20 protein-coding genes are annotated in these 23,019 nt (G+C 62.3%); 13 read left to right on the top strand and 7 right to left on the bottom strand.

The window, feature by feature from the left end; translation table 11 throughout:
* Window position 1: 1 nt before the first annotated feature.
* From ACCC94_RS00825 to ACCC94_RS00840, 4 genes are read right to left on the bottom strand one after another with little or no spacing between them, the layout of a single operon-like run.
* Entirely contained in the window at window positions 2-427 is a 426-nt protein-coding gene (locus ACCC94_RS00825; protein WP_413347607.1) for a GtrA family protein, read from the bottom strand.
* Window positions 424-1,140 (bottom strand): class I SAM-dependent methyltransferase, encoded by a 717-nt coding sequence (locus tag ACCC94_RS00830; RefSeq protein ID WP_413347608.1) that lies wholly within the window; start codon window positions 1,138-1,140, stop codon window positions 424-426. Before ACCC94_RS00830 ends, ACCC94_RS00825 begins: the two co-directional genes overlap by 4 nt.
* 2 nt (window positions 1,141-1,142) lie before the next feature.
* A complete protein-coding gene (locus ACCC94_RS00835) occupies window positions 1,143-2,141 on the bottom strand; it encodes a glycosyltransferase family 2 protein (RefSeq protein ID WP_413347609.1) in 999 nt (332 codons plus the stop codon).
* Window positions 2,142-2,195: 54 nt separating this feature from the next.
* Window positions 2,196-4,310, bottom strand: coding sequence for a DUF6311 domain-containing protein (locus tag ACCC94_RS00840; protein ID WP_413347610.1), 2,115 nt, complete (start codon window positions 4,308-4,310; stop codon window positions 2,196-2,198).
* 706 nt (window positions 4,311-5,016) lie between these two features.
* Here ACCC94_RS00840 and ACCC94_RS00845 point away from each other — a divergent pair.
* The 13 genes from ACCC94_RS00845 (at window position 5,017) to ACCC94_RS00905 (ending at window position 20,729) form a co-directional block, all read left to right on the top strand.
* Window positions 5,017-6,465, top strand: coding sequence for a glycosyltransferase (locus tag ACCC94_RS00845; RefSeq protein ID WP_413347611.1), 1,449 nt, complete (start codon window positions 5,017-5,019; stop codon window positions 6,463-6,465).
* A complete protein-coding gene (locus ACCC94_RS00850; protein ID WP_413347612.1) occupies window positions 6,462-7,973 on the top strand; it encodes a glycosyltransferase family 1 protein in 1,512 nt (503 codons plus the stop codon). The genes ACCC94_RS00845 and ACCC94_RS00850 overlap by 4 nt, the downstream gene beginning before the upstream one ends.
* Before the next feature lie 39 nt (window positions 7,974-8,012).
* Window positions 8,013-8,843 carry a class I SAM-dependent methyltransferase gene (locus tag ACCC94_RS00855; RefSeq protein WP_413347613.1) on the top strand — a complete coding sequence of 277 codons (831 nt, stop codon included), beginning with the start codon at window positions 8,013-8,015 and terminating at the stop codon, window positions 8,841-8,843.
* 38 nt (window positions 8,844-8,881) lie between these two features.
* Window positions 8,882-10,039: an acyltransferase family protein gene (locus ACCC94_RS00860; protein WP_413347614.1), complete on the top strand. Its 1,158-nt coding sequence runs from the start codon at window positions 8,882-8,884 to the stop codon at window positions 10,037-10,039.
* 73 nt (window positions 10,040-10,112) lie between these two features.
* On the top strand, window positions 10,113-11,345 hold the full coding sequence (locus ACCC94_RS00865) for an acyltransferase family protein (protein WP_413347615.1): 1,233 nt from the start codon (window positions 10,113-10,115) through the stop codon (window positions 11,343-11,345).
* Between the two features lie 137 nt (window positions 11,346-11,482).
* The gene (locus ACCC94_RS00870; protein WP_413347616.1) at window positions 11,483-12,388 is read left to right on the top strand and encodes a GDP-mannose 4,6-dehydratase; all 906 of its coding nucleotides are present in this window, start codon (window positions 11,483-11,485) and stop codon (window positions 12,386-12,388) included.
* A 204-nt stretch (window positions 12,389-12,592) separates the two neighbouring features.
* Entirely contained in the window at window positions 12,593-13,564 is a 972-nt protein-coding gene (gene gmd, locus ACCC94_RS00875; protein WP_413347617.1) for a GDP-mannose 4,6-dehydratase, read from the top strand.
* A gap of 3 nt (window positions 13,565-13,567) precedes the next feature.
* Window positions 13,568-15,004 (top strand): mannose-1-phosphate guanylyltransferase/mannose-6-phosphate isomerase, encoded by a 1,437-nt coding sequence (locus ACCC94_RS00880; RefSeq protein ID WP_413347618.1) that lies wholly within the window; start codon window positions 13,568-13,570, stop codon window positions 15,002-15,004.
* Window positions 15,004-15,801 carry an ABC transporter permease gene (locus ACCC94_RS00885; protein WP_413347619.1) on the top strand — a complete coding sequence of 266 codons (798 nt, stop codon included), beginning with the start codon at window positions 15,004-15,006 and terminating at the stop codon, window positions 15,799-15,801. Before ACCC94_RS00880 ends, ACCC94_RS00885 begins: the two co-directional genes overlap by 1 nt.
* A complete protein-coding gene (locus ACCC94_RS00890) occupies window positions 15,801-17,063 on the top strand; it encodes an ABC transporter ATP-binding protein (protein ID WP_413347620.1) in 1,263 nt (420 codons plus the stop codon). The genes ACCC94_RS00885 and ACCC94_RS00890 overlap by 1 nt, the downstream gene beginning before the upstream one ends.
* A complete protein-coding gene (locus tag ACCC94_RS00895; protein WP_413347661.1) occupies window positions 17,060-18,436 on the top strand; it encodes a glycosyltransferase family 4 protein in 1,377 nt (458 codons plus the stop codon). Before ACCC94_RS00890 ends, ACCC94_RS00895 begins: the two co-directional genes overlap by 4 nt.
* A 1-nt stretch (window position 18,437) precedes the next feature.
* Window positions 18,438-19,571 (top strand): glycosyltransferase family 4 protein, encoded by a 1,134-nt coding sequence (locus ACCC94_RS00900; RefSeq protein ID WP_413347621.1) that lies wholly within the window; start codon window positions 18,438-18,440, stop codon window positions 19,569-19,571.
* Complete coding sequence (locus tag ACCC94_RS00905) at window positions 19,572-20,729, top strand: glycosyltransferase family 4 protein (RefSeq protein ID WP_413347622.1); 1,158 nt, start codon at window positions 19,572-19,574, stop codon at window positions 20,727-20,729.
* 72 nt (window positions 20,730-20,801) lie between these two features.
* Here the strand turns inward: ACCC94_RS00905 and ACCC94_RS00910 are convergent, their stop codons facing one another.
* From ACCC94_RS00910 to ACCC94_RS00920, 3 genes are read right to left on the bottom strand one after another with little or no spacing between them, the layout of a single operon-like run.
* Window positions 20,802-21,008, bottom strand: a complete 207-nt coding sequence (locus ACCC94_RS00910; RefSeq protein WP_015474893.1) for a DUF1127 domain-containing protein — start codon at window positions 21,006-21,008, stop codon at window positions 20,802-20,804.
* Between the two features lie 31 nt (window positions 21,009-21,039).
* The gene (locus ACCC94_RS00915) at window positions 21,040-21,333 is read right to left on the bottom strand and encodes a hypothetical protein (RefSeq protein ID WP_413347623.1); all 294 of its coding nucleotides are present in this window, start codon (window positions 21,331-21,333) and stop codon (window positions 21,040-21,042) included.
* A 32-nt stretch (window positions 21,334-21,365) separates the two neighbouring features.
* Window positions 21,366-22,862: an acetyl-CoA hydrolase/transferase family protein gene (locus ACCC94_RS00920; protein ID WP_413347624.1), complete on the bottom strand. Its 1,497-nt coding sequence runs from the start codon at window positions 22,860-22,862 to the stop codon at window positions 21,366-21,368.
* Window positions 22,863-23,019 lie beyond the last annotated feature (157 nt).

The following is a 23,019-nucleotide window of genomic DNA, read 5'->3' on the forward strand; positions in this document are numbered from 1 at the left end:
GTTATCGACGAAATCCCCACACTCGGCTGGCCAGGAAGGTGATTCCTGGCACCACTGCTGCCGAGACCACCGCTGACAGACGCGGCGATAACCACCCACTGGCCAGGAGGGTGGCGAGGAGTGTGCTGTTGATCAGGAAGGCGATCAGCGAAATCAGGAAGAATCGACGTATCGCCTTGCCCGGCGAACCGGGAGCGGAAAACGTCCAGATGTAGTTGCCACCGAATGAGACTCCGAATGCGCAAAGGAACGCTATCAGGTTGGCGAGCAGTGCCGGTATAGCTGTGTAAGTGATCAGGCTCCACACCACGCTTATGTGCAATGCAGTGGCGCCTAATCCGACAACACCGAAGCGAGCAGCGATGAGCAGCTCGCGCAACAATCGGCGCTGGAGGCCCGGCGAGGTGTCGGACTCTTTGCGGATCACGGTTTTCTCGCCAGGCAGAAGGCTGTCAGGCCTGCAAAGCGGTTGCTGGCAAGCACGGGCAGTTCAATCGCGCAAAGGGCATTGAGCGTCGCATTGACCAGCGGGCTGTGGCGCTTGAGTTGCGATTGTGGCTGGCGTTCTGCTTTGCCGTAGCAGCGTTCGAGCAGGCGCAGGCTGGCGGCGATGGGGAAGACTGCGCCGAAGTAGTAGGAGCCACGCAATACCTGCAATCCGGCATTGGCCGCCACGCGTTCGATTTCGTGCAGCCTGTAGCGCCGCTTGTGCTCCAGGAAAACATCGTGGTCGCTCCACAGGCAGGAGAATGCCGGGACCGAAATGAGGAAGTGGGCGCCCGCAGGAACCTTGCCCACGTAATCCGCCAGCAGGCCCACGTCGTCGTCGACATGCTCGAGCACGTCCATCAACAGCACCAGGTCGGTGTCGAGCTGGTCGACTGCACGCCTGAAGCGAATCGGCTTTCCGCCGGCACTGTCGTCCGAGTCCTCCGGATAGCTGATGTCCACGCACCAGGCGTCCCTGGCTGCTGTGCTTTCCAGCAGGGCGCGTGAAAAGAATCCGGAGCCCGCGCCGACGTCGAGAATCGAAGCGGGGCGGATATCGCCCAGGAATTTCTGCATCGCTGCGCGCTTGGAGCGGTAATACCAATGCTCATCGATGTGCTCGCCGAGGATGTCGGTTTCCTTGAGGTCCATGCTCAGTCCTTGTTCTCGTAAATGCGTCGGACCAGATACACCGGCCTGCGCTTGGATTCCAGGTAGGTTCGCCCCAGGTACTCGCCCAGCACGCCAATGCCGATGAGCTGAAGACCGCCAAGGAAGGTAACGGCAACCATGAGCGATGCGTAGCCGGGAACATCGACTCCGAAGAACACGACCTTCAGCACGATCAGGGTGGCGAAGAGGAACGATCCCAGCGATACCGCAATCCCCAGGTAGGTCCATATTTTCAGGGGGTCCGTGCTGAAGCTTGTGATTCCTTCAAGGGCGAAGTTCCATAGGCGCCAGCCGTTGAATTTGCTCGACCCGGCGATACGCTCCGGGCGGCTGTAATCGATGCAGATGGTTCGGAAACCCACCCAGGCGAAAAGACCTTTCATGAACCTGCGCGATTCGGGCAATTCGTTGAGAGCATCCACCACCTGGCGGTCCATCAGACGGAAGTCGCCAACATTCTCGGGGATGGCCGGGTCAGCGATCTTGTTGTGGATGCGGTAGAACCAGTTGGCGGACGCACGCTTGGCCCAGGAGTCGGAGGCCCGGTCGATACGGCGACCCAAAACCACTTCGTATCCTTCGCGCCATTTTTCGATCATCTGCAGAATCAGTTCCGGGGGATCCTGAAGGTCGACGTCGATAGGTACCACGACCTGGCCGGTTGCGCAGCGCAGGCCGGCGCTTAGCGCAGCCTCCTTGCCGAAGTTCCTGCTCAGGTCGATCACCTTGATGCGGGGTGTGCGGCGCTGCAGCAGGAGCAGGGCCTCCAGAGTCGCGTCAGTGCTGCCATCGTTGACGAAGATGTACTCGACCCGTACGAGTGCCGGGTCGCCGAACACGCTTTCCACCCGCTCGAGAAAAAGGCTGACGGTCTCGACCTCGTTGTAGACCGGCACTACCAGTGACAGCGCCAGAGGAGCGCTTGCCGGTGCTCGCTGATCCTGCTCTGGGGGGGCAGTCGTTTGCAGTTTACTGGTCATCTCTACCTCTCCGTGCATGGTAGATGGCTGTCGCTGCAGCGTACGAGCTCGTGCTCATCGAGCTGCACTCTTCACTGCTGGCTGATCTGCGCTGATTGAAATCGCCTTGAGCTGAAGGTCGCCACCGTTGCTCAGCAAGCGCAGCTCGACTCGCTGCATCGGATCACTCAGGGCAACTTTACCGGTGAGCGTGCGGCCGGCGCCTTGTGTCCCCAGAAGAGGTCCCGAAGCCAGTGTGACGATAGAGCCTGAAGGGCCCTGTCCAATCAGATCCCAGGTGCCCACGATCGTGTCGCTGTCGGCTTGGCTGGCGTAGTCGAGACGGTGCTGATAAATGCCCGCAGCAAGCTCGATATAGGGGCCGTAGCTGAGATACCCCACCACACCCGCCTCACGCGGAACCAGGCGGTCACCCTGCAGATGTCCAATGAGCGAAGGTAACTGGGCAGCGCTCCAGTGGGCTGAAAATTCACTTTGCCCTGGAGTCAATGGCGTTCCCAGCGTTTCCCAGACAGTGCTGGTGCGGCCTTTGGCGCAGATCAGGTGAATGGTATCAACCGAGCACTTGCCGGCACTGATCGATTCCTGGAAGAGAGGGGGAAGGCTGAGCGAATTCCGCAGGAAGCCGGCTCTCACATAAAGCTGGCCGTCTTCGGCGGGACGTTGCGAGAAGGCGTTCTTCTGTTCGCACTGCGTCGCGATTCGCGCCGTGTAGGCGCTGTTGATCGTCATGCCGAGGTTTGCAGCGATGTACTGGTAGCGAACGTAATCTTCTGTCGGGGTATCACCGCAGCCATAGGCGGGATAGATCTCGATGGCATGCAGGCCCGCCAGCGCCTTGCGCCAGGGTTGAAGGTCCAGCGTCGCAGGAAGTTGGCTGAGGAACTGCACGCGCTCTCGCAGCGGACGGGTGTCGTGCCACTGGAGCAGGAGTGCTGCCAGGGTGATCACCAGAAGCACGTTGCTCTTTCGGCGAAGCAGCACCGCCAGGACGGCGAAAAGTACTCCATAGCCAACCAGCCAGAAGAACCGGCCACTGACTCGAAATATGCCGAAGGCACTTTCCAGCCACTGCGGGAGATGGAGGTCCAGCAAGAGGCGCTGGCCCAGAAAGAGGCGATTGCTGGCGGCGTAGAGTCCGAACCCGAGCAGTATCAGGAGCAGGGGGGCATGCCTGCGCGCGCTGCTCGGCAATTGGGGCCCATGCAGCATCAGGGCAAGCGGAAGCAGCAGCAGGACGCCCGCTCCCAGGTAGTTGAAGCCCTCGTCCTGGCCTCCAGTGGCGTCGACGGGCGCGCAGAACAGTCCGCCACAGAATGGCGAAAGCAGGTTCAGCGAATAGACGCCATAGCCTCCGGCGGCAGCCCCTTTCCCGATGAAGTAGCCGCCTGCATACAGGATGCCCAGCAGCGCAATGAGGGAGGCGACGACCCAACCCAGACCCTGTCTGAGCGTTAACCGGGACTGTCGATGAAGGCTCAGCAGGCTGGCGATGAATAGCGGATAGACCATCGCCAGGAGGTAGGGATGGACGAGGAGTGCAATACAACTCAGGGTGATAAGCCCGAGCCCGGTACTACGAACAGTCCAGGCGGCATGATGGCCGCGGAAGTAAGCTCCCAGGGCCAGCAGCAGCAAGGCCTGGGTCATCAGCGCAGTGTGCCCCATACGGTGCGTCAGCACCGGCCAGGTTATCGCGAAAGCGGCGGCAAGCAGCGCGCCAGGCAGGTGGCGAACCTCCAGCGAGCGAATGACGAACACCGCTGCAGCGGCCTGGAGCAGATAGCTGAAGGCATGCCAGAGGCCGAAGTAGTGGAAGCCATCCGGGAGCAGCGAGCGGAATGGCTTCAGTAACAACGCCAGAAGGGGGATGCTGTCGGTGAAGGCGATGCTGGTGCCTTCAGGTGCATTCAGGCGAACCGATTTGAGCAGCGGGAAGTGCCAGTCGTCCTTTTCGAAGAACAACCAACCCGCTACATGCGAGGCGGCGTCTCCTCCCTCGAAATAAAGGCCGTGCCCGGCCAGAAAGGACAGCGGGTAGAGATGCAGCACCAAGGCCATGGCCAACAGCAGCGCGGCCAGATAGGTTGGCCCGCTTGGCGAGTCCTTCCAGAGTCGGGATGTTGTGCTGAAGGTGGCTGAAGCAACCAGTTTCTGGAATTGGCTCATGTGCCGAGCTCTAGTTGTTCGGGGGTTGTTTGCCAGGCATCTGGCAACTGCGTTGTGGCCTGCAGAATCGACCCTGCCAGAGCAAACACCGAGTATGCCCGCAGCACATGGCTTGCAGGGAGAAACCTTACGGCCCGGCGCCAGCTGTCCAGGTTGCCTGACTGTCGAGCGCACAGTTCCTGGCTGGAAATCGAAAGTTCCTTTCTGCTGCCAGAACGAATAGGGAATAGCTCAGCAGCGACAGCGGGAGGTTCAGGTTATGCATGAACTCGGCCGATCTGAACGCTCGGCCAGCTAGGCTATCGGAATGCGGGACCGCAAGCTAGTACTGTGGTGCCAGGCGGGGCTGTAATAGCGGCAGATAGAAGGGGACAGGGCGCCTTCCGCTGGTAGGAAACAGTGGCCAAGCTGGGGCGGGCGAAATCCAAGGCAGAGGAACTGGCATTGGGATACCAGTGCCGCGTTCAGCGGTATGAGTTCGGCTTGGGCGATGACCGTTTGGTCATGAACGGGGCGAGTTTTCCTGGTCAGTTTCTCGGCTTTCGCAACGATATGTTCTGTTGTCGCTTCCGCTCGCGACAATGTATCCGGATGCTTGCCAGCGCCTGAAAGAACTGGTGCTATGCATACATTACTTCTGAAAACGACTCGGTCCAGCCGGTCGTTAAATAACAAAAAATAGCGCGGGAACGGGGCCTGCGTCCGCATGATGGATCTGCTTATTCTCATTGGCTCGAAGATCAGCCAGGACACCATCCACAGCTCGCTGGGCATGCCGGAGTACAGCTACTACTTCCTGTTGAAGGAGTTCTTGCCGGCCTTCGAAGCGATCGGAACGGTCGTGGAAGTGCGCAGCATCGCCGAGGTCGACGCTCTCTATGATCAGCACCATGCGGCCGGCCGGCCGGTGGTGTTCATCAGCGTCAGCCCGCCGCAACAGACGCCCCTGGGCCTGCGCTGCCCGACGATTCCGCTGTTCGCCTGGGAGTTTGACAGCCTGCCCGACGCTGCCTGGGACGGCGATTCCCGCAACGACTGGCGCTATGTCTTCGAGCGCGTACAGGGCGCCATCGCGACGAGTCGGGAGGCAGCTGCCCTGGTCGCCCAGCAGCATCGTGACCTGCCTGTACTGGCCGCGCCCGCTCCGATCTGGGAGCGTTTCGGCGCAGGCAAGGTCGCACCCGTCCGTCCGGCACAGGGCGCGCGGAGCATCCCGTTTTCTGGCGTTGTCATTGACAGTCCGGTGCTGGGGCTCAGTGCCGATGGTCTGGTTCGTCGTGCCGAGTCACCAGCGCCTCAGCCGGAGCTGGTGGCGGCTGCGAAACCGCCTTCGCGCTGGCGGCAGCGGCTGGAGATTGGCCGGTTGTTGTTCGACGGCTGGCGCCGGGAGGTCTTCGGCGCTCCTGACGTCCCCGCGGCCAGTGCCCCCGTTGCGGCTGCACCCTCCGTTCGTGATGTGGTGCTGGATGGGGTGGTTTACACAACTGTCCTCAATCCCGCTGACGGTCGGAAGAACTGGATCGATCTGATCACTGCCTTCTGCTGGGCGTTCCGCAATACGCCTGATGCCGTATTGCTGGTGAAGATGACCCACCACGATCTGGAGCATTATCGGATCGTGCTGATGACGCTGCTATCCCGCCTGGCTCCCTTCTCCTGCCGGGTGGTCGTATTGCACGGCTTCCTCGAGGACGACCAGTACCAGGCGATGGTCGCGGCCACCGATTACTACGTGAATGCATCGTCGTGCGAAGGTCTGTGCTTGCCGCTGATGGAGTTCCTGAGTGCGGGGAAACCGGCACTGGCGCCGCGGCATACGGCGATGGCCGATTACTTGGATGAACGCATGGCGTTCATTGTCGAGGGCGCCCTGGAGCCGACCTGCTGGCCCCATGATCCCACCGGCATGCTGGTGACGCACCGGCACCGGCTGAACTGGCAGTCGCTGATGGAGGCGTTCCGCCGCAGCCATGCAGTGGCGATCCGTGAGCCGCAGGTTTATGCGCAGATGTCCCGCGCGGCCTGCACGCGCATGGAGGCATTCAGCTCCCTGAAGACGGTCGCGGGTACGCTGGAAGCCTTCATTGGCGATGTCCTGGATACCGATCGGTCGGTACGAGCGCCTGCCCGTGTCGCGGGAGGAATGGCGGAATGAGGTTCCTGGTTTATTCCGAGGTCAATAGCGCACGCATCGAGTCGAGCCTGGGGCTGCCGGACTATAGCTACTACTTCGTGCTCAAGGAGTTTCTCCCGCTGCTACGCGGCCTGGGAGAAGTCACCGTGGTGGAGCAGGTCGGGGAGGTCGACGCCCTCTATCGGCAGGCCTTCGATAACGGCGAGCAGTGTGTCTTCCTCAGCTTCACGCCCCCGCACAAGACGCCGCTGGACCTGCAGTGCCCGACCATTCCGGTGTTCGCGTGGGAGTTCGACTCCATTCCCAACCAGCCATGGCTTGAGGACGACCGGCAGAACTGGGCGGCGGTCTTGCAGCGCTGTGGACGTGCCATCACCCATTCCGGGCTCACTGTCGAGGCAACTCACGCCGAGCTGGGCGCGGCGTTTCCGGTGGTCTCCGTTCCGGCGCCGGTGTGGGACAAGTTCGCGCGCCTGCGCGAGCAGGCTGTGGGCTTGCCCGGCGAGCCGGTGACCCTGACGGTACGCTCGGGCGTGGTCATGGACACCCACGACCTGTCGCTCGCGCCCTACATCCCCAACGCCGATGCAGTGACTCGCGCCGTGGCCAGCGCGCGCGCCCGGGAGCTACCGATGGTGGCGGCACAGGCCGAACCTGCGGAGCCACGGGCAGCTGGGCGCCAGTCGCTGGCGCGTATCACCCTGCGCTACCTGGTGGAGTGGTATCGCCTGGCCTGGCGCATGCCGGTACCGGTTGTATCGGTCGCCGCAGAGCCCGCGTCCCCGCGGATGGAGCCGCCCAACCCGGTAGAGCCCGGTGGTCTTCCTGAGGTGGATGTGGACGAAGCGGCGATGCCGTCGCTGCCATTCGGCGAGCATCGACTGACCCTGTCCGGCGTGGTCTTCACGGCCGTGTTCAACCCTTACGATGGCCGCAAGAACTGGGTCGACATGCTCACCGCATTCTGCAGCGCCTTCCGCGACACTCCTGAAGCGACGCTGCTGTTCAAGTTGGGCCACCACGAGTACGAGTCGGCGATGAACGACATGCTGATGTGCATGGCGCGCATGCCGGCCTTCAAGTGCCGTGTCGTCCTGTTGCACGGCTACCTGGATCGTTCCGAATTCGACGAGTTGATCCGTCATACCGCTTTTATCGTCAATGCCTCTCACGGAGAGGGCCAATGCCTGCCGCTGATGGAGTTCCTCAGCTGCGGCAAGCCGGCTGTCGCGCCGTGCCATTCGGCGATGGCTGATTACATCGACGAGAGCGTCGCCTTTGAAGTGGCCACCTGGCTGGATGCGACCGCCTGGCCGCACGATCCTCGGCTGGCTTACCGCACGCTGCGTCACCAGATCGACTGGGCCTCGCTGGTCGAAGCCTATCGTGCCGCCTTCCAATGCTACACGGCGCAGCCAGAGCGCTATAAGCGCATGTCGGATGCAGCAATAGAACGAATGCGTGCGCACTGTTCGCTGGAGGCCGGTCGTGGTCGCCTCGAGGCGTTTCTGGCCACAAGCGCCGCCTGAAGGCGCCGCGGCACATACGAAGTCATAGCGGGAGCTGACATGCTGGAGTTCATCAAGAGCCTGGGGCGCAAGCCGGTGCCCGTTACCGAACCGCAGGAGGCCGCGCGCCCGCCTGCCGAGCCGACGGAGGACCTGTCGACGCTCACCGATACCTACCTCAGCGGCTGGTTCCACCAGGAAACCGATGAGCTGTTCGAGGGCTTTCCGATCAGTGCGCAGGACTCGGTGCTGGATATCGGCTGTGGCGACGGTCCCTTCGTGCAGTTCTGCGCCCAGCGTGGTGCCGAGGTGATCTTCGCCGACATCGATGCCGACAAGGTGGCCGGCGTCGAGCGCGCACTGCAGGGCTCCAATGCCCGTGCGATGTTGCCGCTGGTCACCGACGCGAATCCGATTCCGCTGCCCGATGCGCGGGTGGACAAGGTCGTTGCTATGGAGGTGCTGGAGCACGTCGAAGACCCGGCCCAGTTCATGAGCGAACTGGTGCGCGTCGGCAAGCCCGGCGCGCTCTACCTGATCACCGTGCCCGATCCGCTGGGCGAAAGCGTACAGAAGGAACTGGCTCCTCCTGCCTATTTCGAACATCCCAACCATATTCGAGTGTTCGAGCGCGAAGCCTTCGAACAACTGATCCGCGATGCGGGGCTGGTCATCGAGCGTCAGGCCCATTACGGCTTCTACTGGTCGGTGTGGTGGTTCTTCTTCTGGGCCTGCAAGCAGGATCTGTCGCCGCCGTGGCATCCGCTGCTCGATAGCTGGACGCGCACCTGGAACATGATGCTGGCGACCGAAGAGGGGCCGCGGATCAAGAAGGCCCTGGACAAGGCGATGCCCAAGAGCCAGGCGATCATTGCGCGCAAGCCGGTATAGGCGGGATTGCCAGTGGTAATGAACAGTCGGTGCAGCCAATGAGCAAGGGTCGGATTGCCGACATCGAGATTCTGCGCGCCTTCGCGGTGCTCTTCGTGGTGCTGCACCATGCCCATGGCAATCTGATTTCCTGGGCTTCCCCGCGCTTCGATGTATTGACCTCGTATTTTTCCGGCGGCTTTGGCGTGGACCTGTTCCTCGCCATTTCCGGATTCGTCATCGCCCGCGATCTGTTGCCGCGCCTGAAGGCCGCCACAGAGGCCGGCTCGGCCTGGCGTTGCATACTCGCCTTCTGGGTCCGTCGCGCCTGGCGCCTGTTGCCTTCGGCCTGGTTCTGGCTGGCCGTTGTGCTGCTGGCAGTCCTGTCCTTCAATCGCTCGGGCGTGTTCGGTACCTGGGGCGCCAACGTTGATGCGACTTACGCCGGCGTTCTGCAGTTCGCCAATTGGCGTTTTGCCGAGACGTTCATGCGCAGCGAATATGGCACAAGCTTCGTTTACTGGAGTCTGTCGCTGGAGGAGCAGTTTTACATGGTGCTGCCGCTTCTCGCATTGCTGGCGCGCCGTTGGCTGGTCCATGTGCTGGTCGTTCTGGTGGTGTATCAGTTGTTCGCTTCCCGCGGACTGATGATGGTGATGTTCCGCAGCGATGCCCTGATGCTGGGGGTATTGCTGGCCATATGGAGCCGGACGACTGCCTACGCGCGCTTGCGCACGCTTCTTCCCACGCGTGGCGGCAGCCTGGCGCTGGTCGCACTGAGCTTGCTCATGGGGGCGTTCTGGTCGGACACCCTCGATGTGGGCATCTACAAGTTCAGCCTGGTGTCTATCTGTTCCATCGTGCTTGTCTGGATGGCGTCCTATGACGCGGAGCTGTTCATTCCGTCCGGCCCCTGGCGCCGGGCGATTATCTGGATCGGCACGCGTTCCTATGCCATCTACCTGATCCACGTTCCGGCGTTCTTCGTCGTTCGCGAATTCTGGATGCGGCTGTATCCGCAGTTGCCCGTGGACGAGCGCTTCTTCTATCCCTTCGTGCTATGCGCGACAGCGTTGATCGTCGTGCTGAGCGAGCTGAACTTCCGTTTGCTGGAGACGCCACTGCGTCGCCGAGGAGCCCTGATGGCGCGAAGGGTATCGGGTGAGATGCCGGGCACTTCGCGTGGTCTGGCAGTGGAGCAGGGAGTGGGGCCGTGATCGTCAAGGGGTGCCCAGTACTGACTGAAAAATGGCTTCCCATGCAGGAATCGAAGAAAGGCGAGGAGTGCGCATGAACAAGGGAAAAAACCCGGAGATCGAGTACCTGCGCGCCGTTGCCATAGGCATGACATTGCTCTGTCATGTGCCGATGCTTCTGCCTTACTACGAGGTCTTCTTCCTCAATTTCTTCAACGTTTACATGCCCTGGTCGGGGGTTGACCTGTTCTTCTGCATCTCGGGCTACATTGTCTGCCGAAGCTATCTGGACTATTTCGACCAGCACCGGCAGCAGGGCAGCTATGCCATCGCCGCCCAGAGCTTCTGGCTGCGGCGTATTTACCGGCTGTTACCGACCGCCTGGTTGTGGGTCCTTGTTCCTCTGGCACTGTCGGTGTTGTTCAACCGCAGCGGTGCATTTGGCTCATGGTTCGAAAACCTGCGCAGCTTTGCTGCCGTCGCAACCTTCAGCGGCAACCTGGCAAACCAGTATAACGGCCTGCTGGGGCCCAACGCGGTCTACTGGAGTCTGGCGCTGGAGGAGCAGTTCTACTTCGTACTGCCGTTCTTCCTGCTTTGTGTAACGGCTTTCCGCTGGCGTGTCGGGCTTCTACTGGCCCTTATCGCCCTGCAGTTTGGCCTTGATCGCAATATGTTCGGGACGCCGACCAGTGCGATGCTCAATTCCTTCCGACTCGACGCGATGATGTGGGGTGTGCTGCTGTGCCTGGCAGCGCGCACGCCATTGCTTCGACAGTTCGAGCCCACCTTCCTCGGCAAGAGTGCATGGCTGCGCTTGGCGTTCGCGCTTGTGCTGTTCTACCTACTGGGGGCGATTCCCGGACAACTCATCGCAATGCCCATCGCCGTCGGGCTGGTTGCTATCGTTGCGTTGTTGCTGGTATGGATCGCCAGCTACCAGCAGGGGTATCTGTATTGCCCGGCGCTTCTTTCGCGCCCGCTGCTCTGGCTAGGCTCGCGCTCTTACGGGCTGTATGTCATCCATATCTGCGCCTATCACCTGAGCCGCGAGATTTGGTACCGCTACGCTGCTGCGCAAGGCGTCGAGTTCGACAAGTCCTTTACCCCCGAGCTGGTGGTGACGGCGCTGGCCACGGCGCTCATCGCCAGCGAACTGAATTACCGGTTTGTCGAAGAGCCGCTGCGGCGCAAAGGGGGGCGTATGGCGCGGGAACGGCTGGAGCGGTTCGCCGTCGGCAAGCCTGTCGTGGATGCACCCCATCCGGACACCCAGCCTCAGGCGCTGATCCGGACGGACACGACAAACGTGCGTGCCTCCGAATGAGCATGTCGTGTGCGCCTGGTGAAAACCTTGCGGCTGAATCCGAGTCACAGCAGGCGAGAGGTTTCTGCGGATCTGCGTGACCAACCGGTCAGCCGCTTTCGGTTTTTTTTCCATAGAACAATCAGAGAGACTGGCCTTTGAACAAACGATTACTGGTTACAGGGCTTTCCGGTTTTGTGGGCACTCAACTCCGGGCGTCGCTGGGGCCGCAATGGCAGTTGATGGAGCTGCCGCGCCTGGATCTGTGCGAGCCCGGGGCATTCGACGAGTACCTGCGCGGCGAGGCGCCGGCTGCAGTGATTCACTTGGCGGGCCAGACGTTCGTCCCGCAGGCGTTCCGTGATCCTGCCGGAACCTTGCAGGTGAACCTCATCGGCACGCTGAACCTGCTTGAGTCGCTCAAGCGCTGCGGCTTTACCGGAGCGTTCCTGTACGTCAGCTCCGGGGATGTCTACGGACAGGTGAGCGAGGAGCAACTGCCGATTACCGAGCTGCAGTTGCCGCGGCCGAGGAACCCCTACGGCGTGAGCAAGCTCTCGGCGGAGCTGCTCTGCCAGCAGTGGAGCTTCGCCGAGCCTTGGCGCATGATGGTGGCACGCCCGTTCAACCACGTGGGAGTGGGCCAGAAGGCCGATTTCGTGATACCGGCGGTCGCAAGACAGCTCGCGCGCATTCGTCATGGATTGCAGGACGCGTGTATCGAGGTAGGGGATATCGATGTCACCCGCGACTTCCTCGATGTGCGTGATGTTCTTTCGGCCTACTTCGCATTGCTCGAAAAAGGGCGCTCGGGGGAGGTATACAACGTCTGTTCGGGCCAGGAGTATCGCCTGCGCGACCTGATCGGCCAGATGGCCGCGCTGGCCGGAGTTGAACTGGAGATCCGCCAGGATCCGCAGAAGCTGCGCAAGGCCGAGCAAAGGCGTGTTCGTGGCAGCAACGCCAAGCTGCAGAGTGAGACTGGCTGGAAGCCGGCTCACGGGATGGAGCAGATCCTGCGGGATGTCCTGGCTGACTGGGATGTCCGCGCCTTGCAGGAGTGAAACCGGTCGCGCTGGTTTTGCGACCACTGCTGGCGATTCCGGTCGCCGGTCCAGGACCCCGCCAGGCCTGCCAGGGGGGAGCGGGGTCCCAGGTAATGTGCGGTACGCGGAAGCATCGCTCGGGTGGAAGCCGATCGAGTCTCCGACATAATTACAACGAGCTCGCAGCGCTCTCATCTGCGAGCCATCACGGATGCCAGAAGAATGACAAAAAGTGCTCTGATCACCGGTCTGACCGGCCAGGATGGCGCCTACCTTGCGAAACTGCTGCTGGAAAAGGGCTACAAAGTCCACGGCCTGGTGGCTCGTCGCAGCAGCGATACGCGTTGGCGCTTGCGTGAATTGGGAATCGAATCCGAGGTGATCTACCTCGACGGCGATCTGGCGGACGCCTCCTCGGTGCAGCGTGCCGTAATCAAGGCCAAGCCGGACGAACTCTACAACCTCGGCGCCCAGAGCTTTGTCGGCAGTTCCTGGGACCAGCCGGTCACCACCGGCATCGTCGACGGCCTGGGCGTGACTCACCTGCTCGAAGCGATCCGCCAGTTCAGCCCGGAAACGCGCTTCTACCAGGCATCCACCAGCGAGATGTTCGGCCTGATCCAGGCCGAGCGGCAGGACGAGAACACGCCCTTCTACCCACGCAGCCCCTACGGCGTGGCCAAGCTCTATGGCCACTGGATCACCGTGAACTACCGCGAGAGCTTCAAGCTCCACGCCTCCAGCGGGATCCTCTTCAACCATGAATCACCGCTGCGCGGCATCGAGTTCGTGACGCGCAAGGTCACCGATGCGGTGGCCCGCATCAAGCTGGGCAAGCAGAGCGAACTGCGCCTGGGCAACATCGACGCCAAGCGTGACTGGGGCTTTGCCGGCGACTATGTCGAAGCCATGTGGCTGATGCTGCAGCAGGAGCAGCCGGATGATTACGTTGTCGCCACCGGTGTGACGACCACTGTCCGCGAGATGTGCCGCATCGCCTTCGACTATGTAGGCCTGAAGTACCAGGATCATGTGGTGATCGACCCGGCCTTCTTCCGCCCGGCGGAAGTGGATGTGCTGCTGGGCAACCCTGGAAAGGCCGAGCGAGTGTTGGGCTGGAGTCCCAAGACCAGCCTGGAGAACCTCATCCACATGATGGTCGACGCCGACCTGCGCCGCGTTGGCAAGGAGTGATTCATGCTCGTCCCTGTCATCCTTTCCGGTGGAGCCGGCACGCGGCTGTGGCCGGTTTCCCGTGAAGGGCAGCCCAAGCCGTTCATGGCGATGCCCGACGGGCAGTCGCTGCTGAGCAAAACCTACCGGCGCGCGGCCAGCCTGCTGGGGGCGGAAGGACACATCGTCACGGTGACCAACCGTGACTACTACTTCCAGAGCAAGGATCACTTCCAGTCGGCCAAGCTGCGCCAGCGCGGCCATTTCATCCTCGAACCCGCCGGCCGCAACACGGCGCCGGCCATCGCGGTTGCCGCGCTGGCGCTGCGGGCCCTGCATGGCGATGACGTCACCATGGTGGTCATGCCCGCGGATCACCTGATTCGCGATGTCGAGACCTTCGGCCGCTGCGTCGAGCATGCCGTGGAGCTGGCCGAAGCAGGGCAACTGGTGACTTTCGGTGTGGTGCCCAACGCGCCGGAAACCGGCTTTGGCTACATCGAGATGGGCGATGCGCTGGACAGCAAGGGCGGCAGCCGCGTAAAGCGCTTCGTCGAGAAGCCCGACCTGGATACCGCCAAGGGCTTCCTGCAGGCCGGCACCTTCCTGTGGAACTCAGGCATGTTCTGCTTCACCGTCGGCACCTTCATCAGCGAGCTGGAGAAGTACGCGCCGGAGATGCTCGAACTGGCCGTCGGTTGCCAGATGGCCAGCCAGCCGGCCGAGTTCGGCAACCTGGTGCAGCAGGAGCTGCCTTCGGAGCATTTCTGCGCGCTGGAGGACATCTCCATCGACTACGCCCTGATGGAGCGCTCCGACCGTGTTGCGGTGATCCCTGCTGCGTTCGACTGGAGCGATATCGGTTCCTGGACCGCGATGAGCGCGCTGGTGGAGGCCGATGCCGATAACAACCGGGCGACGGGCAATGCCATCTTCGTCGACAGCAAGAACAATTACGTGCAGAGCGAGGATCGCCTGATCGCCACCGTCGGGGTGGAGGGGCTGATCGTGGTGGAGACGGCGGACGCGATTCTGGTCGCCAACGCCGAGCGCGCGCAGGACGTTCGCAAGGTGGTCAAGCAGCTGAAGGACACCGAGAACGAGGCCTACCGCCTGCACCGCACCGTCAGCCGTCCCTGGGGCACCTACACCGTGCTCGAGGAAGGACCGCGCTTCAAGATCAAGCGCATCGTGGTCAAGGCCGGCGCCGCGCTGTCGCTGCAGATGCACCATCATCGCAGCGAGCACTGGGTCGTGGTGCAGGGCATGGCCAAGGTCACCAACGGCGAATCCGTGCGGCTGGTGAACAGCAACGAGTCCACCTACATCCCCGCCGGCCACCGCCATCGCCTGGAGAACCCGGGCGTGATCGACCTGGTGATGATCGAGGTGCAAAGCGGCGAATACCTGGGTGAGGACGATATCGTCCGCTTCGAGGATATCTACGGCAGGATCGTCTGATGTCGCTGAGCAGTCTGAAAGGCACCTGGCAGTACCGCGGATTCATCGTGGGCAGTGTGCGGCGGGAATTCGAGTCGCGTTATCGCGGCTCGTTGCTCGGAGCGGCCTGGACCATCCTCAATCCGCTGGCGATGATCCTGGTGTACACCGTGATCTTCTCCGAAGTGATGCGCGCACGCCTGCCGGGCGTGGACGACAAGATGGCCTATAGCGTGTTCCTGTGCGCGGGCCTGTTGACCTGGGGGCTCTTCTCCGAAGTGGTCAGCCGCTGCCTGAACATGTTCCTCGAGCACGCCAACCTGCTGAAGAAACTGAGCTTCCCGCGCCTGTGCCTGCCGGTGGTGAGCGTTTGCAGTGCGTCGCTGAATTTCGCCATCATCTTCGCGTTGTTCGTCGGTTTCCTGCTGATCACCGGTCGCCTGCCCGGTATTGCGCTGTTGTCGTTCCCGCTACTGCTGGCGCTGCAGCTGATGTTCGCCGTTGGCCTGGGCATGCTGGTTGGCGTGCTCAACGTGTTCTTCCGCGATGTCGGGCAATTGTTCGGGATACTTCTGCAGTTCTGGTTCTGGCTCACCCCCATCGTCTATCCGCTGACCATCCTGCCGGAGTCGATCGGCCGGCTGGTTCAGCTCAATCCGCTGACCGGCCTGATGCAGGCCTACCAGAATCTGTTTCTCTACGGTCAATGGCCGCAGCTCACGCAATTGCTGCCGGTAACGGTGTCCGGCGTTCTGCTTTGTGTGCTGGCCATGGCGTTGTACCGCGCTCGCGCGGGAGAAATGGTGGACGAACTCTGATGGGCCATATCCATATTCAGCAACTGGGCAAGGCCTATCGTCAGTACCCCAAACGCTGGTCGCGTCTGGTCGAGTGGATCGCGCCCGGTGGCAAGCCGCGGCATCACAAGCACTGGGTGCTGCAGAACATTTCCCTGGAGATCGAGCCGGGCGAGGCGGTCGGTATCGTCGGTTCCAATGGCGCCGGCAAGAGCACCCTGCTCAAGATCATCACTGGCACCACGCAGCCCACCAGTGGTACCTGCGAGGTGGGTGGGACGGTATCTGCCCTGCTCGAACTGGGCATGGGCTTCCACCCGGAATTCACCGGCCGGCAGAACGTCTACATGGCTGCGCAACTGCTCGGCCTGCAGCGCGACGAGATCGACTCGCTGTTTCCGGAGATCGAGGCCTTCGCCGAAATCGGCGACGCCATCGACCAGCCAGTGCGCACCTACTCCAGTGGCATGCAGATGCGCCTGGCGTTCAGCGTGGCCACCGCGCGGCGCCCGGATGTGCTGATCATCGACGAGGCCCTGTCTGTCGGTGACTCGTACTTCCAGCACAAGAGCTTCGAGCGTATCCGCAGCTTCCGCCGTGCCGGTACCACGCTGCTGATCGTTTCCCATGACCGCTTCTCCATCCAGTCGATCTGCGATCGCGCGGTGTTGCTGGAGTTCGGCCAGGTGGCGATGCAGGGTGATCCGGAAATGGTCATGGACTACTACCACGCCCGGATGGGCGAGGGCCTCAACCACCTCGTGCGCCAGGAGATGCTGGCCAACGGCAAAGCCCGGACCATCTCCGGCACCGGCGAGGCCGAGATCGAGTCGGTTCGGCTGCTGGACGCCGCCGGCAAGGACATCGATCTGGTCGAAGTCGGCCACGACGTCGTCCTGGAAGTGGGTGTGCGGGTCTGTCAGGACGTTGATCGGCTGGTGCTCGGCTTCATGCTCAAGGACCGACTCGGACAGGCGATGTATGGCATCAACTCGCACCGCCTCAAGCAGGTGCAGAAGGGGCTGAAGGCCGGGGACCGGCTGGTGTACCGCTACGCATTTCCCATGCGGCTGGGAGCTGGCAACTATTCGGTGTCGCTGAGCCTTTCAAGGCTCGACTCGCACCTGGACGGCAACTACGAATGGCGGGACTGCGCGATGATCTTCCATGTGGTCAACAGCACGCGCGAGAACTTCATCGGCTATTCCTGGCTGGACGCCCGCGCCAGCATCGAGCACTTCCCCAGCGATTCCCTGGTCCACCGCAGTGGAGAGCCTTCCTGATGCGCCTGCTCGTCGAATGCACCTACGTCTTCGAACACCCCCACGTGAACTCCGGCATTCAGCGCGTGGTGCGCAATGTCATCCGTCACTTGGACCAGGGCGAAGGCGGTGTCGAGTGTGTTCCCGTGGCCTTCATCAACGGTCGCATGCATCGGGTACTGCACCTGGCGCCTCTGTCAACCGAGGAGTTGCCCTGGCACAGCCGCATGAAGATCGCCCTGGAGCAGATGCGTAATGACTACTGGGTGAAGCATGCGAGCCTGGAACGCCGTTGGCCGATGAGCCGTTACCACAACGCGCGCCGAGCCCTCTACGTGGCGTGCAAGATTGCCAGTCTGGCGATTACCCTTCCGCTGCGCTTCGCCCTGTTTGCCTCGCGTGGCCACGTGGTGCCGGAGCGCCTGGAGCCAATGGAAATCCAGTCCGGCGACCAGCTGCTGCTGCTCGACTCTTCCTGGCACGCCGACTTCTTCCCGGTGGCTGAAAAACTCAAGGCTGAGGGTGTCGGGCTGATCTCGGTAATCTATGACCTGATTCCCTGCACCCACCCCCAGTTCTGCGACGCCGGACTGGTGAAGGTGTTCGACCGCTGGTTCGACTGGATCGTCGAAATGGCGGACGGCTTCATCTGCATTTCCACCACCATCCGCGACCAGGTGCGCGCCGAGATCGTGCGCCGTCGCGGCGAAGAGGTTGCCCAGGGCCTGTGGTTCGAGCATTTCTACCTCGGCTCGGAACTGGACCTGGTGGACGACGCCGCGCAGCTGGACGGCAAGCTGGTGCAGATGTTCGAGGACGGCGCGCCGGTCTACCTGATGGTCAGCACCATCGAGCCGCGCAAGAACCACGCCTACCTGCTCGATGCCTTCGAGCGGCTGTGGGCGGCCGGCTCTTCCGCGCGGCTATGCATCATCGGTCGCTACGGCTGGAAGTGCGAAAGCCTGATGGCGCGCATCCGTGGCCACGAAGAGCTGAACAAGCGTCTGTTCATGTTCAACAAGCTCAATGACCGCGGCCTCGAGTACGCCTACGCCAACGCCCGCTCCCTGGTCTTCCCCTCCTACGTCGAAGGTTTCGGCCTTCCGCTGGTGGAAGCCATGCAGCGTGGTCTGCCGGTGATGGCCAGCGACATTCCGGTGTTCCGCGAAGTGGGCGGCGACTTCGTGGCCTACTTCGATCTGCAGCGCCCGGAAACCCTGGCCGAGCTGGTGCAGGAGTTCGAAGGCAGCGATCGCTTCCCGGCAATCCGTGCTACCGCGGACTGGAGCTGGCTGACCTGGCGCGATGCCAGCCGGCAGCTGGTCAGCCGTGTGCTGGGCGCCCTGAGCCTGCGCAAGCTGGCGCAGCCGCGACCTGAAGTGGAAGTGGGTTAGCGTGCACGTTGCGCTGAACGCCCGCATCCTTCAGGCACCGAGAACCGGTATCGGCCAGTATGTGTCGTCCCTGACCCAGGCTTTGCAGGCGCAGGCGGAAGTCAGCCTGCAGCTGTTCCTGGGTCGTCAGTGGGCGAATGAGCTGCCGCCTGCCCCGATGCCTGGTTATTCCCGCCGCGCCGCGCTGGCCAAGCGGGTTCCCGGTGCCTACCGCATTCGCCGCTGGCTGGAGCAGGGCAACTTCGATCGCGGGCTGCGTCAACGCTCGATCGACCTTTACCACGAGCCCAGCCTGTGGCCGCTGGAGTTCGATGGGCCGATGGTCATGACCCTTCACGACCTGACGCATGTGCACTACCCGCACACCCAGCCCGCCGATCGCCTGGCCGAAATCGAACGCCATGTCGGCCGCGGCGTCGAGCGCGCACAGTTTGTACTGACAGACTCCGAGCATGTCGCCGGAGAGGTCCGTCGTCATTACGCACTACCTGAAGAGCGTGTGCTGGTGGCGCCGCTGGGATATGCGCCGCGCTTTCGCCCTCGCTCGGAAGAGGAGCTGGCGAACACGCTGGCGTCGTTTGGATTGTCCGCAGGGCATTACCTGATCTGTGTCGGTACGCTGGAGCCACGCAAGAACCTTCAGTTGGCGCTTCGGGCTCATGCCTTGCTGCCGGCGTCGCTGCGCGCGCGCCTGCCTTTGGTGATAGTCGGAATGCCAGGCTGGCGCAGCGAAGGGCTCGATGAGACGCTGGATATCGCCGTGAAAGGTGGCTGGGCAAAGGTGCTGGGCTACCAGAGTGACGAAGTGCTGGCGGAGTTGCTGGCCGGGGCCAAGGCCTTGCTCTTCCCTTCGCTGTACGAAGGCTTCGGCCTGCCAGTGCTGGAAGCGATGGCCAGTGGTGTGCCGGTATTGCTGACGCGGACCTCCTCGCTGCCGGAAGTGGCGGGAGAGGCAGGCATCTATGTCGATGCCCATGATCCACAGGAGATGTGTTCCGCCCTGCAGGAGCTGGTGGACGATCCTTTTCTCGAGCAACGCTGCCGGATGCTGGGGCTCGAGAAAGCCCGGGACTTCAGTTGGGAGCGATGCGCCCGGATAACCAGCGAAGCCTACCGAAAGGCTGTGGGGGGCTGAATGCGCGTATTGCACTTCTTCAAGACCTATCTGCCGGATTCCGTGGGCGGCATCGAGCAGGTGATCAACCAGCTTTGCCGTACCGGGCGGCATCATGGCATCGAGCACCAGGTACTCACCCTGAGCTCGAACCCCGAACCGGCCGAACTGATGGTTGATGGGCATCGCGTCTACCGTGCGCGCCTCGACTTGCAACTGGCGTCTACAGGCTTTTCCTATAGCGTGGTGCCGCAGTTCCGTCGGCTGGCGGCAGAAGCGGACATCATCAACTTCCACTTTCCCTGGCCGTTCATGGACGTGGTGCACCTGCTGTCGGGCATCGACAAGCCGACGGTGGTGACTTATCACTCGGACATCGTTCGCCAGCGGCACCTCTTCAAACTGTACCAGCCGTTGATGCACCGTTTTCTCGGCAGCGTGGACCGTATCGTTGCAGCTTCGCCCAACTACCTGGGTTCCAGCGAGACCCTGCGCCGCTATCAGCACAAGGCGGAAGTGATTCCCTATGGGCTGGACAAGCAGGCGTACCCGGTTCCTTCCGAAGAGTGCACGGCACGCTGGCGCCGTGAGGTAGGCGAACAGTTCTTCCTGTTCGTCGGCGTGATGCGCTACTACAAGGGCCTGCACATCCTGCTGGACGCCGTGCAGGGCACCGGCTACCCGGTGGTGATCGTAGGTGCTGGTCCTTTGGAACAGCAGTTGAAGGCTCAGGCGGCCGCGCTGGGCGTTGAGTCCCATGTGCGTTTTGTCGGGCGTGTCAGCGAAGAGGACAAGGTCGCCCTGCTGCAACTGTCGCGGGCGATCGTCTTCCCCTCTCACCTGCGCTCGGAAGCCTTCGGCATTTCCCTGCTGGAAGGTGCAATGTACGGCAAGCCGATGATCTCCAGCGAGATCGGCACCGGCACCAGCTTCATCAATGCCAATGGGCTGACCGGGATGGTGGTGCCACCGAGCGATCCGCTGGCGTTCCGTCAGGCGATGAGATGGTGTTGGGAAAATCCGCAAGCGGCAGCAGAAATGGGACGGCACGCGGAAGCGCGCTATCAGGAGCTGTTCACGGCTGAGGCGATGGGGCGCGTCTGGGCAGATCTGTATCGCAATCTGCTGGACGAGAGGGCGGAGAAGGAAGGGCTGTTGCCCGAGGGCCGCTCTGGGTGAGCGGCCGGGGCAACGAACTTACCAGTACAGTTATGGCGAGCCTGGAGAGTATGGCTCAGCTGCACTGTTGAATCAGCGCCAGAACGGCTTGTTCAGTTCGGCGTAACGCTGGGCTTCGCTGATACCGGCGTCGGCCAGCAGGCGGGAGTCCAGGCGGGCCAGCTGACGGCGGCTTTCCATGCGGCGCTGCCACAGGCGAACGGTGCCGACGAGGCCACGGTGGGCGCTGGAGGTGCTACGGGTGGTGCTCAGAGCTGCGGAACCGAGGGTACGTTCCATGGTGGTCATCCTTCTCGCTTGTGGCGAGTAGTCAGTTGCTGAATGGATTGAGCATATGATCTGACTTTTTGGTCAGGGATGACAGGTACAGTTGCACAGTATTGCGCCTGGTCAGGCGATTGTAATTTTGAACTGTAATGGTCTTTTTCGGGGCGAACTGTACCGTTGCGCTCCATTCTGGTGCGCAATTGGCGGGAATCTGAGGTTTTTCGAGGGTGCCGGCCAGGGCGGCTGCGAGGGAAGCTGAACAGTTGGAGCGGGATAAAAATCTGTTCAGGAGTGTTTTTACGTGGTTTTTTTCCGGCTGTAAACCCTTGCGGGCCATTCATTGCTAAACGACCCGCAAAGCGTCCGGAATCAGCTCGCCGCCAGCATGTGGCCGTGTTCTTCCAGATTGATATGCCACTCCAGGGCCTCGCGCAGGATGTGCGGAGTATGGCCGCCGCGCGCGCAGGCGGCATCGAAGTAACTGTTCAGGGCGTCGCGGTAGGACGGGTGCACACAGTTTTCGATGATCACCCGGGCGCGCTCGCGGGGCGCCAGGCCACGCAGGTCGGCCAGGCCGACTTCGGTGACGAGGATGTCCACGTCATGTTCGGTGTGGTCGACGTGGCTGACCATGGGTACGACGCTGGAAATGTTGCCGCCCTTGGCGATGGACTTGGTGACGAAGATGGCCAGGTGCGCATTACGGGCGAAGTCGCCCGAACCGCCGATGCCATTCATCATCTTCGTGCCGCCCACGTGGGTGGAGTTCACGTTGCCGTAGATATCGAATTCCAGCGCGGTGTTGATGCCGATGATCCCCAGGCGACGAACCACTTCGGGGTGGTTGGAGATCTCCTGCGGGCGCAGCACCAGCTTGTCCTTGTAGCGCTCCAGGTTGCCGAACACGTCGGCGTTGCGGCGCGTCGACAGGGTGATGGAGCTACCCGAGGCGAAGCGCAGCTTGCCGGCGTCGATCAGGTCGAAGGTCGAGTCCTGCAGCACTTCGGAGTACATGGTCAGGTTCTCGAAGGGCGACTCGATCAAGCCGCACATCACCGCGTTGGCGATGCTGCCGATGCCGGCCTGCAGCGGGCCGAGGCTGTTGCTCATGCGGCCGGCATCCACTTCGCGCTTGAAGAAGTCGATCAGGTGGTTGGCGATGCCCTGGGTCTCGTCGTCCGGCGGCAGCACGGTGGACGGGGAGTCCGCCTGGTCGTTGACGACGATGGCGACGATCTTCTCTGCTGGAATCGGGATGGCGGTGCTGCCGATGCGGTCGTCGACCTTGGTCAGCGGGATCGGCGTGCGGGTCGGGCGGTAGGTCGGGATGTAGATGTCGTGCAGGCCTTCCAGGTTGGGGTTGTGCGCGACGTTGATCTCGACGATCACCTGCTTGGCGAAGATCGCGAAGCTGGCCGAGTTGCCCACCGAAGTGGTCGGCACGATGTGACCTTCCTCGGTGATGGCGACGGCTTCGATGACGGCGATGTCCGGCAGCTTGAGCTGGTGGTTGCGCAGCTGCTCGACGGTCTCGGAGAGGTGCTGGTCGATGAACATCACGTCGCCGGCGTTGATCGCCTTGCGCAGGGTGCTGTCGACCTGGAAGGGCATGCGGCGGGCCAGCACGCCGGCTTCGGTGAGCTGCTTGTCGAGGTCATTGCCCAGGCTTGCGCCGGTCATCAGGCTGATGCGCAGCGGCTCCTGCTTGGCGCGCTCGGCGAGGGCCTTGGGGACGGCCTTGGCTTCGCCGGCGCGGGTGAAACCGCTCATGCCGACGGTCATGCCGTCCTTGATAAGGGCCGCGGCCTGGTCGGCAGTCATCACCTTGTCCAACAGGGAGGACATACGCACGCGATCACGGAACATGGGAAAACCTCGGGCAGTAGGAAGTGCGAGGCCGCCAGTCTAGGGACTCGGCGATTTTTGGCTCTTATACCAAGGTCGAAAAATCGCCCGGCCGGGGCCTTCTTACTACCAATGTCCAGCGCTTTGCGTGTTGCCTGAAAGCAAGACACCGGCGCGA

It is taken from the genome of Pseudomonas sp. Pseusp97, assembly GCF_047304025.1.
GTDB lineage: Bacteria > Pseudomonadota > Gammaproteobacteria > Pseudomonadales > Pseudomonadaceae > Pseudomonas.

Bases quoted from the DNA above. Each gene is read 5' to 3' on its own strand.
- ACCC94_RS00885 (WP_413347619.1), top strand. From the start codon at position 15,004: ATGTCGCTGAGCAGTCTGAAAGGCACCTGGCAGTACCGCGGATTCATC.
- ACCC94_RS00850 (WP_413347612.1), top strand. From the start codon at position 6,462: ATGAGGTTCCTGGTTTATTCCGAGGTCAATAGCGCACGCATCGAGTCG.
- ACCC94_RS00845 (WP_413347611.1), top strand. From the start codon at position 5,017: ATGATGGATCTGCTTATTCTCATTGGCTCGAAGATCAGCCAGGACACC.
- ACCC94_RS00915 (WP_413347623.1), bottom strand. From the start codon at position 21,333: ATGGCCCGCAAGGGTTTACAGCCGGAAAAAAACCACGTAAAAACACTC.
- ACCC94_RS00905 (WP_413347622.1), top strand. From the start codon at position 19,572: ATGCGCGTATTGCACTTCTTCAAGACCTATCTGCCGGATTCCGTGGGC.
- ACCC94_RS00910 (WP_015474893.1), bottom strand. From the start codon at position 21,008: ATGGAACGTACCCTCGGTTCCGCAGCTCTGAGCACCACCCGTAGCACC.
- ACCC94_RS00830 (WP_413347608.1), bottom strand. From the start codon at position 1,140: ATGGACCTCAAGGAAACCGACATCCTCGGCGAGCACATCGATGAGCAT.
- ACCC94_RS00860 (WP_413347614.1), top strand. From the start codon at position 8,882: ATGAGCAAGGGTCGGATTGCCGACATCGAGATTCTGCGCGCCTTCGCG.
- ACCC94_RS00880 (WP_413347618.1), top strand. From the start codon at position 13,568: ATGCTCGTCCCTGTCATCCTTTCCGGTGGAGCCGGCACGCGGCTGTGG.
- ACCC94_RS00835 (WP_413347609.1), bottom strand. From the start codon at position 2,141: ATGACCAGTAAACTGCAAACGACTGCCCCCCCAGAGCAGGATCAGCGA.
- ACCC94_RS00855 (WP_413347613.1), top strand. From the start codon at position 8,013: ATGCTGGAGTTCATCAAGAGCCTGGGGCGCAAGCCGGTGCCCGTTACC.
- ACCC94_RS00920 (WP_413347624.1), bottom strand. From the start codon at position 22,862: ATGTTCCGTGATCGCGTGCGTATGTCCTCCCTGTTGGACAAGGTGATG.
- ACCC94_RS00865 (WP_413347615.1), top strand. From the start codon at position 10,113: ATGAACAAGGGAAAAAACCCGGAGATCGAGTACCTGCGCGCCGTTGCC.
- ACCC94_RS00890 (WP_413347620.1), top strand. From the start codon at position 15,801: ATGGGCCATATCCATATTCAGCAACTGGGCAAGGCCTATCGTCAGTAC.
- gmd (WP_413347617.1), top strand. From the start codon at position 12,593: ATGACAAAAAGTGCTCTGATCACCGGTCTGACCGGCCAGGATGGCGCC.
- ACCC94_RS00840 (WP_413347610.1), bottom strand. From the start codon at position 4,310: ATGAGCCAATTCCAGAAACTGGTTGCTTCAGCCACCTTCAGCACAACA.